We start from the raw sequence: 12,237 nt of genomic DNA, 5'->3' as shown, positions 1-12,237 counted from the left end.
TGCATCAGTCTTCCGGCGGCGTCATCGCCCGCGTCTGGCGTTCGATGAAGTCCTGGGTCGAATCGATGCCACGCAATTGCAGGATGGTCGAGCGCACCGCCGCCTCGAGCAGAACGGCCAGGTTACGGCCAGCCGCAACCGGCAGCACGACGCGTGCAATTGCAACGCCCAGGATGTCCTGGACCTCTTGCTGCAAGGGCAGGCGGCTGGGATCGCCGGGGCCCGGCTGGCGGCGCTCGAGGTGGCAGATCAGGCGCAGGCGCATCTTCCGGCGGCACGCCGTTTCACCGAAGATGGTGCGGATGTTGAGAATGCCCAGGCCGCGCACTTCGATGAAGTCCTGCAGCATCTCGGGGCTGCGCCCCTCGAGTACGGTGGGAGCGATGCGCGACAGTTCGACGACGTCATCGGCCACCAGGCCGTGACCGCGGGAAATGAGCTCCAGCGCGAGCTCCGATTTGCCTGCACCCGAGTCGCCGGTGATCAGTACGCCCAGTCCGAGCACATCCATGAACACGCCGTGCAGCGAGGTCTTCTCCGCCAGCTCGCGCGACAGGTAGAGCCGCAACTGGTCGATCACGCTTGCCGATGGGTGGGCTGCGCTGAACAGTGCGACGTCGTGTGCCACGCAAACCCCATGCACGATATTGGGAACTTCGCAGCCGTCGGCGACGATCAGGGCTGGCGGGTGCGCGGAGCAGATCTCGTTGAGGTGGTGAGCAACCTTGTCGTTTGACTGGCGGCGCGCCCATTCGAGCTCCGCAGCGCCCATGACCTGCAGCCGTGTGGGGTGGATGAGGTTGAGGTGGCCGACGAGATCGGCCGGCCACATGCGGTCTTCGGCGACCGCGAGGCTCGCGCCGAGGTTGCCGCTGATGTGGTTCAGCTGCAGGTTGTCGCGATGCGCCTCATACAGCCGCGCGACGCTGGTCTGCCGCATCGGCGCCCCAGTTCATGAACATCTGGTGGATATGGTCTGCATCCGGCGCGGCTTGCAGCGCTTCGCGGAAGCCGCGGTCGCTGAACATCTGAGCCAGCTCGGAGAGCAGTTGCAGGTGGGTCTCGTTGGCTTGCTCGGGGACCAGCAGCACGAACAACATGTTCACCGGGCGGCCATCGGGCGAGTCGAACTGCACCGGGCTCGCAAGGCGCAGGAACGCACCTGCCGCCTCCTTGAGACCCTTGATGCGCCCGTGCGGAATCGCAATGCCCTGGCCGAGGCCAGTGGAGCCGAGGCGCTCTCTCGCGAACAGGCTATCGAACACGGTGCTGCGCCCGATGCCCTGATTGTTTTCGAACAGCAGGCCCGCCTGCTCGAAGACGCGCTTCTTGCTGCTCGCGTCGAGGTCGACCACCACATTGGACAGTGGCAGGAGTTGGGATATCAGGCTCATTCGCTGGAGGGTTCGCGCAATATCGCAGGCATTCCGGTCGCAGGGTGCGACCGGCCGTCCCGGGGCATGCTGGCGCCGCGTCTTGGAAACGGGCGCATTATAACCATACCCCGGACGTGGGGCTGAAACGAAAGCGTCAGGCTTCGGGGGCCTGGTGCTTGATCGTCTCGTGGTTGTGGTCGGCCAGTTTCTGCTTGTACTTCTGCACCTGGCGGTCGAGCTTGTCGGTCATCGCGTCGATGGCCGCGTACAGGTCGGCATCATCGCTTTCGACGAAGATGTCCTTGCCGCGCACGTGCAGGGTGACCTCGGCCTTCTGCTTGAGCTTCTCGACCGAGAGGATCACCGCGACACTGGTGACGTTGTCGAAGTGACGGATGACGCGATCAAGCTTGGAGGTGACGTAGTCGCGAATGGCCGGAGTGACTTCGACGTGGCGCCCGGTGATGTTGAGATTCATGTTGACTCCTGTTTTTGTCAGATGGATTTGCGCAGGCTGACCGGCGGGATATTGAGGGATTCGCGATACTTGGCGATCGTGCGCCGTGCGACCACGATACCCTGCTGGCCAAGGACTTCGGCAATCTTGGCGTCGGACAGCGGTTTCTTGCTGTCCTCGGCGTCGACCAGTTGGCGAATCAGCGCGCGAATCGCCGTGGACGAGGCCGCTCCACCGGTGTCGGTGGCGACGTGACTACCGAAGAAATACTTGAGTTCGAACACCCCGCGCGGACTCGCCATGTACTTCTGCGTGGTCACGCGCGACACGGTGGACTCGTGCAGCTCGAGTTGGTCCGCGATCTCCCGGAGGGTGAGTGGCCGCATTGCCACCTCCCCATGATCGAAGAACTGCCTCTGCTGGTCAACGATGGCCTGGGACACCCGGAGGATGGTGTCGAAGCGCTGCTGCACGTTCTTGATCAGCCAGCGTGCCTCCTGCAACTGTCCGCTCAGGCCGCCACCCTGGCCGCGGTTCTGCTGCAGCAGGCTGGCATACAGGCGGTTGATGCGCAGACGCGGCATTGCCTCCTGGTTCAGGCTGACCGTCCACCGCCCGCGCAGCTTGCGTACGACCACATCCGGCAGTACGTAGCGCGTCTCGGCGTTCGAGTAACGCGAGCCGGGGTGGGGGTCGAGGCTGCAGATCAGGGCATGGGCGGCGCGCAGGGCTTCGTCGTCGCAGCCGGTCAGCTTCTTGAGCTTGACGAAGTTGCGCTCGGCGAGCAGCTCGAGGTGCTTGTCGACGATCTCGAGCGCGAGCGTGCGCGTCGCCGAAGCCGGCAGGGTACGGAGCTGCAGCGACAGGCATTCGCTGGGGCTGCGCGCGCCGATGCCTGCGGGCTCGAGGTTCTGTACGTGGCGCAGCGCGATGTTCAGGTCATCGACATCGACGTCGGCGTCGTCCGGAAGCAGTTCGAGGAGCTCATCGAGCGGCTGGTGAAGGTAGCCGTCGTCATCCAAGGCTTCGATGATGAAGCGCACGAGGGCGCGGTCGCGGTCTGACAGCGGCGACAGCGACACCTGCTGGTCGAGATGTTCACGCAGGGAGACGCCAGCCGCCTGCAGTTCCTGGTAATCGACGTCGTCGTCGTCCTCGCTGCGGCTCGATGCGCCGCTGCCGACATTGGACCAGTCCATGCCTTCGTCGGCGCTGCCATGGTCGGCATGGTCGCCGGCCTCGCTGTCCGCAGCGCTGGCTGGCGCCTCGGGGGTGTTTGCCTGTTGCTGTCTGGCCTCGTGCTCGGGGGGGCTGCCCGGTGGTAGCGGTGGTACGAACTCGACACCGTCGCCGTCGCTGCGCTCGAGCATCGGGTTCTCGAGCAGGAAGCGCTCGATCTCCTGGTTCAGCTCGATGGTCGACAGCTGCAGCAGCTTGATCGACTGCTGCAGCTGCGGCGTCAGGGTAAGGTGCTGGGAGAGCTTGAGCTGGAGGCTTGGTTTCATCGCTGTCGACGCGCGCGCGGATTCACAGGCGGAAATGCTCGCCCAGGTAAACCTGGCGCACCCTTTCGTTGTCGATGATCTCGGCCGGTTCGCCGCTTGCCAGTACCCGGCCTTCGCTGATGATGTACGCACGATCGCAGATGCCGAGCGTCTCGCGCACGTTGTGGTCCGTGATCAGCACGCCGATGCCGCGCTCCTTGAGGAAGCGGATGATCTTCTGGATGTCGATGACCGCGATCGGGTCGACCCCTGCGAAGGGTTCGTCGAGGAGGATCAGGCGCGGGTCGGTTGCAAGTGCGCGCGCGATCTCGCAACGTCGGCGCTCGCCGCCGGAGAGTGAGACGGCGGTGTTGTCGCGCAGGTGGTTGATGCCAAGCTCGAGCAGCAGTTCGTCGAGCCGGGTCTTCACCTGGTGCGCCTCGAGCCCCTGGAGCTCGAGCACGGCACGGATGTTTTCGGCCACGGTGAGCTTGCGGAAGACGCTCATCTCCTGCGGCAGGTAGGACAGGCCCAGACGCGCACGGGCGTGGATCGGCAGGTGGGTGAGGTCGGTGCCGTCGAGGTTGATCTGGCCGCCGTCGGCACGGACCAAGCCTACGATCATGTAGAAACAGGTGGTCTTGCCGGCGCCGTTGGGGCCGAGCAGGCCGACGACCTCGCCCGAGCCGACCTCGAAGCCGACGTCGTGGACCACGGTGCGCGCCTTGTAGCGCTTTTGCAGGCTGGAGACCTTAAGCAGACTCATCGCGGGGTTCTTTCAGCAGCTTGCGGATCAGTTCGGGTGCAAAGCCGCGGGTTTGCAGGAAACGGGCCTGGCGCGCCCATTCGCGCGCATCCGCCGGGGCCGCCTGGAAGCGGCTGCGCAGCACTGCGCGGGCACGCTCCAGTTCCGATTCTACGCACTCCGTGGCGAGTGTTGCCTCGATCAGTTCACGGTCGATCCCGCGCCGCGTCAGCTCGCTGCGCAGGCGGCTGCCGCCGAAGCGGTTGGCACGGGTGCGCACGTAGGCTTCGGCGTAGCGGCTGTCGGACTGCAGGCCGAGCTCGCCCATGCGCTCGATCACTGCCTGCACCTCGTCGGCCTCGCCGTGGGCGGCCAGCTTGCGCGCCAGCTCCGCGCGCGAGTGGTCGCGGCGGGCAAGATGGCGAAGCGCGCGTTCGCGCAGGCTGGGGGCGCCCATGGTGTCCTGGCTAGGCTCAGCTTTCCGTGGCCGTTGCCGGTGCCGCTGGCGGCAGTTCGGGCAGGCCGACGGCGACGCGGACCTTGTTTTCGATTTCGCGCGCAAGCGTCGGATTCGCACGCAGGAATTCGCGTGAGTTGTCCTTGCCCTGGCCGATCTTGTCGCCCTGGTAGGCATACCAGGCGCCGGACTTGTCGACGATCTTGTGTGTCACGCCCAGATCGATGATCTCGCCCTCGCGCGAGATGCCTTCGCCGTAGAGGATGTCGAAGTGGGCTTCCTTGAAGGGGGGCGAGACCTTGTTCTTGACGACCTTGACTCGGGTTTCGGAGCCGACCACCTCGTCGCCCTTCTTGATCGTGCCGGTGCGGCGGATGTCCATGCGCACGGAGGCATAGAACTTGAGTGCATTGCCGCCCGTGGTGGTCTCCGGGCTACCGAACATGACGCCGATCTTCATGCGGATCTGGTTGATGAAGATCACCAGCGTGTTGGTGCGCTTGATGTTGGCGGTGAGCTTGCGTAGCGCTTGCGACATCAGGCGCGCCTGCAGGCCGGGGAGCTGGTCGCCCATCTCGCCCTCGATCTCGGCCTTGGGGGTGAGCGCGGCGACCGAGTCGACGACGACCACGTCCACGCCGCCGGAGCGCACCAGCATGTCGGCGATCTCGAGCGCCTGCTCGCCGGTGTCGGGCTGCGAGATGAGCAGGTCCTGGATATTGACGCCAAGCTTCTCCGCGTAGCCGACGTCGAGCGCGTGCTCGGCGTCAATGAAGGCTGCCGTGCCGCCCAGCTTCTGCATCTCGGCGATCACCTGCAGGGTCAGCGTGGTCTTGCCCGAGGATTCCGGGCCGTAGATCTCGACGACCCGGCCGCGCGGCAGACCACCGAGGCCGAGCGCGATGTCGAGGCCGAGCGAGCCGGTGGAGACGGTCTGGATGTCACGTTCGACGTTGCCGTCGCCCATGCGCATGATCGACCCTTTGCCGAACTGCTTTTCGATCTGGGAGAGCGCGGCGGCGAGGGCCTTGGCCTTGTTGTCGTCCATGGAGGTGCGTCCTGTGTGATTGGCGGATTATGGCACAAAGATTGCAGGCATGCGGACGGCCGCGCCTGGTGCCGCTAGTTTAAGACGTGTATGAAAATACAGCAAACGGCGGAGTTGCCGAAGCGGACGGGGCAGGCTCGCGTCAGTGCGCCAGTGCAAGTACGCCCTGCAGTGCGCGGATCACGGTCTGTCTGCGCACGGCGCTACGATCGCCGGCGAAATGCAGGGTCAGGGCGCTTTGCTCGCCGGCGCGCAAGGCCCAGCCGATGCACACCGTGCCCACGGGCTTGGCCGGGCTGCCGCCGCTGGGGCCGGCAATGCCGGATACGGCGACGGCGACCGTGGCGATGCTGCGATCAAGTGCCCCGGCGGCCATCTCGCGAACGGTGGCCTCGCTGACCGCACCTTGGGTTGCGAGGGTGTGGGCGGATACGCCCAGCATGTCGATCTTGGCTTCGTTGGAGTAGGTGACGAAGCCGCGGTCGAACCAGGCCGAGCTGCCGCCGATCGCGGTAACGGCCTCTGCGATCCAGCCGCCGGTGCAGGACTCGGCGGTCGCCAACCGCCATCCGCGTGTGCCGAGCGCCTGGCCGACCTGTTGGGCGAGGGTGTCGAGTTCGGTGTCGGTCATGGCTTTACGCGCCGACGATGGCAACCAGGATGGCGAGTGCGAGCAGGGTATAGCCGGCCGCGACCAGGTCGTCGAACATCACCCCGAAGCCGCCCTTGAAACTGCGATCGGCCCAGCGTACGGGGGGCGGCTTGACGATGTCGAAGAAGCGGAACAAGGCCACCGCGACCGCCTGCCAGAGCAGGGTTGGCGGCGTGAAGGCCAGCACCAGCCAGGTGGCGACCATTTCGTCCCACACGATACCGCCGTGGTCGGGCACGCCGAGTGCGCGCCCCGTGCGCTCGGCGGCCAGTACGCCGGCGATGAACAGGGCTGCGAGCAGGGCAAGGAAGACGAACTCGGACAGTGGGACGCGGATCAGCGGGTAAAGCGCCCATGCGAGCAGCGTGCCCATGGTTCCCGGCGCCCAGGGCGACAGGCCGGAGCCGAAACCCAGCGAAATGAAGTGGGCGGGGTGGCTCATCATCAGGCGAAGAGTGGGGCGCATCTCGTGATCCGATCTGTGTTGTTCGACGCGTGCCTGCGTACCAGGAGGGATTGATTCGGGCGAAATGGTTCGCAGTGCATCAGGCAAAGTGATCGTAGCCGTTGGGCGCGAGGGGGGCCAGCGTGCCGTCGGCTTCGCGCATGTGGATGCTGCCGCTATCAGCGGTGAGGCTGCCGATGCGGTGCACGGGCAACTCGAGCTTTGTGGCGAGCGCCCGTACGGTGTCACGTCGCGCAGCGGGGGCGCAGAAAAGCAGTTCGTAGTCGTCGCCCCCTGCGAGCAGGCAGTGTCTGCACAAGACCGGGTCGGCGCCGGTTGCAAGCAGGCGGGCGAGCGGCAGCGCCGCGGTTTCGATCAGCGCACCGGTGTGCGAGCGTTCCAGAATGTGGCGAAGATCGCCGAGCAGGCCGTCGGAGACGTCCAGCATGGCACTGGCCACGCCGCGCAGCGCGCGGCCGAGGGCGAGCCGGGGTTGTGGGCGTTGCAGTGCGGCGATGCAGGCGCGCCGGCCGTCGGCGTCGAGCCTGGTCCGCCCTTGCAGGGCGGCGAGCCCGAGTGCAGCCAGGCCGGGCTGGCCCGATACCCACAGGTCGTCACCGGCGCGACCGCCGTCGCGGGTGACGGCCTCGCCGGCGGCCGTCTCGCCAATGATGGTTACCGACAGCGTGAGCGGCCCGCGTGTGGTGTCGCCACCGGCGAGGTCCACGCCATGCGCATCGGCACAGGCGAAGAAGCCGCGCGCGAAAGCCTCGATCCAGGCTTCGTCGGCAGCTGGTAGGGACAGCGCAAGGAAGGCCCAGCGCGGTTCCGCGCCCATCGCTGCGATGTCGGAGACGTTCACCGCCAGGGTCTTCCAGCCGAGATCTTCGGGGTCGGTGTCGGCGAAAAAATGGGTGCCCGACACGAGCATGTCGGTCGATACGGCGAGCTGCATGCCTGTGCGCGGCTGCAGCAAGGCGGCATCATCGCCGACGGCGAGCGCGGTGTGCCGTGTGGCGCGAGTGAAGTGACGCTGAATGAGGTCGAATTCGGAAGGCATGACGCGAAGTGAGGCGGCTGCCCGCATGCGGGCGGGCGCCAAGCTTAGCGCACAAGTGCGCTGCGCGCGCCGTTGCCGGGCTCAGCGTGCGCGCAGACCCAGGCGCGCCTTCAGACTGTCCCAGTCCACCGCGTCGAGCGTGTTCTTGACCAGCAGGCCGAGGTCGGTGTCGCCTTCCATGCGCAGGCGGCGGCTGAAGAACAGCGTGTCGGGATCTTCCTCGCGCAGTGCGAGCGCGATGAAGTCGCGCGTGGTGGCGGAGATCACCAGGTCCGGCTTGCGTCCCGCAGCTGGAACAGCGCGGCGGAAGCCGCGCTCGCCGAGGCCGAAATCGAGCGTGAGTCCGGCATCGAGCACGCGCATCTGCAGGTGGCGTCCGCCGAGCGGTGCCAGCGTGTCGCGCGGCAGGATGCGGCCGAGCGCGAGGTTGAGCGCTGCGATCAGGGCATGCGTCGGCGGCTGCTGCGGCAGGCGCGAGATCAGCCTGGCCAGTGCCGTTGGCACCGTGAAGTCCGGAATGCGGAAGTCTGCCAGGCTTTGGGCAATGCGCTGGCGCAGGCTGCCGGGCAGGAGTTCGGCAGGCAGGGGCGGGCGCGGCAGGGTGGGCAGGGCGGGCATGTGTGTACTCCGGGGAGGCGGGTGTGCTGGCTCAGGCCGCGACGTATTGTTCGGCACCGGCGCGGCCGTGCCAGAAGCCGTTGCAGGGCGCCTCGATCATCAGTGCGCGGCTTGCCGCGAGGGCTTCGGCGGGCGAACTCTGGGCATCGATGGTGGTGCGGAACAGTTCGACGATGGCGCGCGTGTTGGCGCCCTGTGGGCTGATGCGCAGGACTTCGGCGTTGCCACGTACCGCGGCGAGGTCGCCGAGCAGGTTATGCACCCGTGCCGACTGGGTCTGCACGCCGTTCAGGGTCAGGAAGGGTTCGCCTTCGCGGGTGCGCAGCGTGATGCCGTCCATGATCGACAGACAGCGGAACTCGCAGGTGTCCTTCTGCAGGTTGAAGTGGCGGGCGGTGAAGCAGCGCGCCGAATGCGCGAGCGGCAGGCGGCCGTAGGCGAAGACCTCGGTTTCGATCGGGGCTGCGAGCGCTTCGCGCACCTCGGCAAGCGCGGCACCCGACATCTCCGGGGCGACGGCCCAGCGCGTGGCGCCCGAGTCGATCATCAGCTGCAGCGTGTTCGGGTTGAAGATGTTCAGTGTGGGGCCAGCGACCCAGTCGGTGATGCCGGCCTCGGCGAGCAGTCGCACCGCGCCCATGTCGTTGGCCTCGACGCGGAAGCCGGTCTCGCCCTCGCTGTGCTGGCGCACGATGCGGCGCAGTACCTTGAGGTCGGATTCGGATTCGATCAGGCCCTGGGTACTGATGACCACTTCCTTGCCGGCCGCGGCGAGCACCTTGCCGACCTCGAGCCAGTCGTCGAGGCGCAGTTCGTGGCGGCGCGAGCACACCGTCTCGCCCAGGTAGACGCTGTCGATCGGTGCTTCGACCATGTCGGCGTAGAAGTCGAGCACGCTCTGGTGCGGCCAGTAATAGAGCAGGGGGCCGAGGGCGAGTTTCATCGGGCGGGTCTCAGTTCGTTCGGGTGATGCGGTGCGAGGCGGCTTGCGCGACGCTCACTTCCACGGGCGGTAGTAGGCGCCCAGCGTATGGCTCTGGCCTTCGGAGACCTTGTTGAGCTCGGCCATCCACGCCGGCAGCACTGCGAAGCCTTCGGCGCCGCCGGCCTTGAGCTTGTCGAGCGCGGCGCGCCACACCTTGGTGACCTGGGCGACATAGGCTGGGCTGCGCTGGCGGCCTTCGATCTTGATCGCACGGATGCCGATGCGGGCGAGCTCGGGCAGCAGTTCGAGCGTGTTGAGGCTGGTCGGCTCCTCGAGCGCGTAGTAGGTCTCGTCGTTGACCTCGAAGCGGCCCTTGCACAGGGTCGGGTAGCCGGCGCGCTCACCGTCGGCGAAACGGTCGATGAGGATGCCGTTGAGGCGCGTCTCCATGCCGCGCGGCGTGTCTTCCCAGCGTACGTGCTTGCCCGGCGAGCAGGCGCCATTGCAGTTGGGCGACTCGCCGGTGGCGTAGGCCGACAGCGCACAGCGGCCCTCGACCATCACGCACAGGCCGCCGAAGCCGAAGACCTCGATCTCGACCGGTGTGTTGGCGACCACGCTCTCTACCTGGGCCATGGACAGCACGCGCGGCAGCACCGCGCGCTGGATACCGAAGCGCTCATGGTAGTAGTTGATCGCCTCGTAGCTGGTGGCCGAGCCCTGCACCGACAGGTGCAGGCGCAACTGCGGATGCGTTCTGGCGGCGTAGGCCATAAGACCGGGGTCGGCGAGGATCAGGGCATCGAGACCGAACTCGGCAGCGCGGTCGATGGCCTGCGTCCAGCTCGGCCAGTTGCCGGTCTGCGGATAGGTGTTGAGTGCGAGCAGCACCTTCTTGCCACGGGCGTGGGCGTAGGCGATGCCTTCGCGCATCTGCGGCGGGTCGAAGTTGAGGCCGGTGAAGTTGCGCGCGTTGGTGGCGTCCTTGAAGCCGAGATAGACGCAGTCTGCGCCGTGGTCGACGGCGGTTTTCAGGGCGGGGAGGCTGCCGGCTGGGCAGACGAGCTCGATCGTATTGGGTGCGGACATTGGCGGCCGGGCGGGCAGGGAAGAACCCGGGCACCATAGTGCGTGGTCGCTGAGGTGGCTTTGACGAGTGTCAAACGCCCGTTGTGCACCATCGTGCGGTGCGCAAAAAAACCTTATGATTCGGGCCAATGACATTCGGCCGCGATGGCGTCTGCACGAAGTGGTGCAGGCGAGCATCGGTGTGCTCAACGCAATGGAGCGTGCGTGGATCTTGCAACACTGATTGGGCTGCTGGGCTCGCTGGGCATCGTCGTCTCGGCCATCGTGCTCGGTGCGTCGGCAATGATCTTCCTCAATGGACCATCCTTGCTCATCGTTGTCGGCGGCAGCCTGTTCGTCGTACTCAGCAAGTTCACGCTGCAGCAGTTCCTCGGCGCGTTCAAGGTGGCGGCGAAGGCGTTCAAGTTCCGCCTGCCCGACACCGAGGAGGTCATCAAGGAGGTGATGGAGGTTGCGCAGGTGGCGCGCAAGGAGGGCATGCTGGCGCTCGAGAGCCGGCCCTCTTCCATCCCTTTCTTCCAGCAGGGCATCCAGCTCATGATCGACGGCCAGGCACCCGAGACGGTGCGCGAGATCCTGCAGAAGGAGCGCCTTCTCACGCTCGAGCGCCATCGCTGGGGGGCAAAGGTGTTCAGCGCCATGGGTGACGTCGGCCCGGCGATGGGCATGATCGGGACCCTCATCGGCCTGGTGCAGATGCTGTCGAACATGGAAGACCCGAAGTCGATCGGCCCGGCGATGGCGGTGGCGCTGCTGACCACGCTGTATGGCGCGATGATGGCAACGATGATCTTCCTGCCCATGGCGGACAAGCTCAACCTGCGCATGACCGAGGAGGCACGCCTCAACGCGATGCTCATCGATGCGATCTCGGCGATCCAGAACGGCACCAATCCGCGCGTGATCGAGACCCTGCTCACGAGCTACCTGCCGCCCGCCAAGCGCAAGTCCGAAGGCGGCTGAGGGCGCGCACATGGACATGCCCGAGGAGGAGAAGGCCGGCATCCCCGCCTGGGTGATGACATTTGCCGACCTGATGTCGCTGCTCATGTGTTTTTTCGTGCTCCTGCTCTCGTTTGCCGAGATGGATGCGATGAAGTTCAAGCAGATCGCCGGCGAGCTCACCAAGGCCTTCGGTGTGCAGCGCGATGTGCCGGCGATCGAGTCGCCGATGGGGACGACGCCGATCTTCGACAAGTTCTCGCCGGGGCCGCCCAAGCCCACCCCGATAGATACCGTGCGGCAGGAGACCTCCAAGGAGGATCCCAAGCTCAAGACCTACACCTCCAACGCGAGCAACGAGGCGATGGTGCGCGAGGTGTCCGAGCGCCAGGTCAGCAAGAGTGCCGACGAGTTGCGCAAGACGCTCGAGAAGGAGCTCGGCCAGGGCACGCTCCAGCTCGACGAGGAGAAGAAGCGCATCGTCATCCGTATCGAGGAGCGCGGCGCCTTTCCGTCCGGCTCGGCTGACCTCGCGCCGGCATTTGCCGACGTGGCGCGCAGGATCGGCGAGTCGCTGGCCGATATCCCGGGGGAGATCGCGATCGAGGGTCATACCGACGACATCCCGATCAGCACTGCGCGTTTCCGCTCCAACTGGGATCTGTCGGCAGCGCGCGCGTCATCAGTGGCGAACGCGCTGCTCGCGACCGGCACCGTTGCGCCGGGACGGCTGCGTGTGCATGGCTTTGCAGAGACGCGTCCGCGGGTCGAGAACACATCGGCAGCCCTACGCGCGCAGAACCGGCGGGTCGAGATCGTGATCGACATGTCCGGGCCGATCGAGGTGCTGGAGAACCGGGCGCGCCAGCTGATCGGTGGCGGCCATTCCGAGTTGCTGCCCTTCATGGGCTGGCAGGCGGAATAGCCCTATGGCCCTCC

At 66.3% G+C, this 12,237-nt stretch carries 15 protein-coding genes; 2 read left to right on the top strand and 13 right to left on the bottom strand.

All coding sequences use genetic code 11. The features are described from left to right. Positions 1 to 4: 4 nt before the first annotated feature. The 13 genes from hprK to ubiU form a co-directional block, all read right to left on the bottom strand. Positions 5 to 940, bottom strand: a complete 936-nt coding sequence (gene hprK, locus B447_RS11045) for an HPr(Ser) kinase/phosphatase (RefSeq protein WP_002933626.1) — start codon at positions 938 to 940, stop codon at positions 5 to 7. Then, a complete protein-coding gene (gene ptsN / locus B447_RS11040) occupies positions 909 to 1,394 on the bottom strand; it encodes a PTS IIA-like nitrogen regulatory protein PtsN (RefSeq protein WP_002933632.1) in 486 nt (161 codons plus the stop codon). Before ptsN ends, hprK begins: the two co-directional genes overlap by 32 nt. Before the next feature lie 136 nt (positions 1,395 to 1,530). Beyond that, positions 1,531 to 1,854: a ribosome hibernation-promoting factor, HPF/YfiA family gene (hpf, locus tag B447_RS11035; protein WP_002933639.1), complete on the bottom strand. Its 324-nt coding sequence runs from the start codon at positions 1,852 to 1,854 to the stop codon at positions 1,531 to 1,533. Positions 1,855 to 1,871: 17 nt separating this feature from the next. After that, positions 1,872 to 3,338, bottom strand: coding sequence for an RNA polymerase factor sigma-54 (locus tag B447_RS11030; protein ID WP_002939824.1), 1,467 nt, complete (start codon positions 3,336 to 3,338; stop codon positions 1,872 to 1,874). 22 nt (positions 3,339 to 3,360) lie between these two features. After that, positions 3,361 to 4,083: an LPS export ABC transporter ATP-binding protein gene (gene lptB, locus B447_RS11025; protein WP_002933647.1), complete on the bottom strand. Its 723-nt coding sequence runs from the start codon at positions 4,081 to 4,083 to the stop codon at positions 3,361 to 3,363. Continuing rightward, positions 4,070 to 4,519 carry a recombination regulator RecX gene (gene recX, locus B447_RS11020; RefSeq protein WP_002939817.1) on the bottom strand — a complete coding sequence of 150 codons (450 nt, stop codon included), beginning with the start codon at positions 4,517 to 4,519 and terminating at the stop codon, positions 4,070 to 4,072. The genes lptB and recX overlap by 14 nt, the downstream gene beginning before the upstream one ends. 16 nt (positions 4,520 to 4,535) lie before the next feature. Then, positions 4,536 to 5,567, bottom strand: coding sequence for a recombinase RecA (recA, locus tag B447_RS11015; RefSeq protein ID WP_002939814.1), 1,032 nt, complete (start codon positions 5,565 to 5,567; stop codon positions 4,536 to 4,538). 142 nt (positions 5,568 to 5,709) lie between these two features. Next, positions 5,710 to 6,198, bottom strand: a complete 489-nt coding sequence (gene pncC / locus B447_RS11010) for a nicotinamide-nucleotide amidase (RefSeq protein WP_002939811.1) — start codon at positions 6,196 to 6,198, stop codon at positions 5,710 to 5,712. Between the two features lie 4 nt (positions 6,199 to 6,202). Further along, complete coding sequence (locus B447_RS11005) at positions 6,203 to 6,685, bottom strand: phosphatidylglycerophosphatase A family protein (RefSeq protein ID WP_198291786.1); 483 nt, start codon at positions 6,683 to 6,685, stop codon at positions 6,203 to 6,205. Positions 6,686 to 6,764: 79 nt separating this feature from the next. Continuing rightward, complete coding sequence (gene thiL / locus B447_RS11000) at positions 6,765 to 7,724, bottom strand: thiamine-phosphate kinase (RefSeq protein ID WP_198291785.1); 960 nt, start codon at positions 7,722 to 7,724, stop codon at positions 6,765 to 6,767. An 81-nt stretch (positions 7,725 to 7,805) separates the two neighbouring features. Continuing rightward, positions 7,806 to 8,342 (bottom strand): ubiquinone anaerobic biosynthesis accessory factor UbiT, encoded by a 537-nt coding sequence (ubiT, locus tag B447_RS10995; RefSeq protein ID WP_002939806.1) that lies wholly within the window; start codon positions 8,340 to 8,342, stop codon positions 7,806 to 7,808. 31 nt (positions 8,343 to 8,373) lie between these two features. Further along, positions 8,374 to 9,285, bottom strand: a complete 912-nt coding sequence (locus tag B447_RS10990; RefSeq protein WP_002939802.1) for a U32 family peptidase — start codon at positions 9,283 to 9,285, stop codon at positions 8,374 to 8,376. A 54-nt stretch (positions 9,286 to 9,339) separates the two neighbouring features. Continuing rightward, positions 9,340 to 10,356 (bottom strand): ubiquinone anaerobic biosynthesis protein UbiU, encoded by a 1,017-nt coding sequence (gene ubiU / locus B447_RS10985; RefSeq protein WP_002931343.1) that lies wholly within the window; start codon positions 10,354 to 10,356, stop codon positions 9,340 to 9,342. A gap of 204 nt (positions 10,357 to 10,560) precedes the next feature. Between ubiU and pomA the strand changes: the two genes are divergently transcribed. Both pomA and B447_RS10975 read left to right on the top strand, forming a co-directional pair. Continuing rightward, positions 10,561 to 11,319, top strand: coding sequence for a flagellar motor protein PomA (gene pomA / locus B447_RS10980; protein WP_002931341.1), 759 nt, complete (start codon positions 10,561 to 10,563; stop codon positions 11,317 to 11,319). 10 nt (positions 11,320 to 11,329) lie between these two features. Next, positions 11,330 to 12,223: a flagellar motor protein MotB gene (locus tag B447_RS10975; protein ID WP_002931340.1), complete on the top strand. Its 894-nt coding sequence runs from the start codon at positions 11,330 to 11,332 to the stop codon at positions 12,221 to 12,223. Positions 12,224 to 12,237: the final 14 nt, after the last annotated feature.

Origin of the sequence: Thauera sp. 27 (assembly GCF_000310125.2) — a bacterium.
Lineage (GTDB): Bacteria > Pseudomonadota > Gammaproteobacteria > Burkholderiales > Rhodocyclaceae > Thauera > Thauera mechernichensis.
This window is presented reverse-complemented; position numbering and strand designations above follow the sequence as displayed.

Excerpts from the sequence above, each read along its gene's own strand:
- recA (WP_002939814.1), bottom strand. The coding sequence starts at position 5,567 with ATGGACGACAACAAGGCCAAGGCCCTCGCCGCCGCGCTCTCCCAGATC.
- lptB (WP_002933647.1), bottom strand. The coding sequence starts at position 4,083 with ATGAGTCTGCTTAAGGTCTCCAGCCTGCAAAAGCGCTACAAGGCGCGC.
- recX (WP_002939817.1), bottom strand. The coding sequence starts at position 4,519 with ATGGGCGCCCCCAGCCTGCGCGAACGCGCGCTTCGCCATCTTGCCCGC.
- B447_RS11005 (WP_198291786.1), bottom strand. The coding sequence starts at position 6,685 with ATGCGCCCCACTCTTCGCCTGATGATGAGCCACCCCGCCCACTTCATT.
- B447_RS11030 (WP_002939824.1), bottom strand. The coding sequence starts at position 3,338 with ATGAAACCAAGCCTCCAGCTCAAGCTCTCCCAGCACCTTACCCTGACG.
- hpf (WP_002933639.1), bottom strand. The coding sequence starts at position 1,854 with ATGAATCTCAACATCACCGGGCGCCACGTCGAAGTCACTCCGGCCATT.
- hprK (WP_002933626.1), bottom strand. The coding sequence starts at position 940 with ATGCGGCAGACCAGCGTCGCGCGGCTGTATGAGGCGCATCGCGACAAC.
- B447_RS10975 (WP_002931340.1), top strand. The coding sequence starts at position 11,330 with ATGGACATGCCCGAGGAGGAGAAGGCCGGCATCCCCGCCTGGGTGATG.
- ptsN (WP_002933632.1), bottom strand. The coding sequence starts at position 1,394 with ATGAGCCTGATATCCCAACTCCTGCCACTGTCCAATGTGGTGGTCGAC.
- ubiU (WP_002931343.1), bottom strand. The coding sequence starts at position 10,356 with ATGTCCGCACCCAATACGATCGAGCTCGTCTGCCCAGCCGGCAGCCTC.
- thiL (WP_198291785.1), bottom strand. The coding sequence starts at position 7,724 with ATGCCTTCCGAATTCGACCTCATTCAGCGTCACTTCACTCGCGCCACA.
- pncC (WP_002939811.1), bottom strand. The coding sequence starts at position 6,198 with ATGACCGACACCGAACTCGACACCCTCGCCCAACAGGTCGGCCAGGCG.
- B447_RS10990 (WP_002939802.1), bottom strand. The coding sequence starts at position 9,285 with ATGAAACTCGCCCTCGGCCCCCTGCTCTATTACTGGCCGCACCAGAGC.
- ubiT (WP_002939806.1), bottom strand. The coding sequence starts at position 8,342 with ATGCCCGCCCTGCCCACCCTGCCGCGCCCGCCCCTGCCTGCCGAACTC.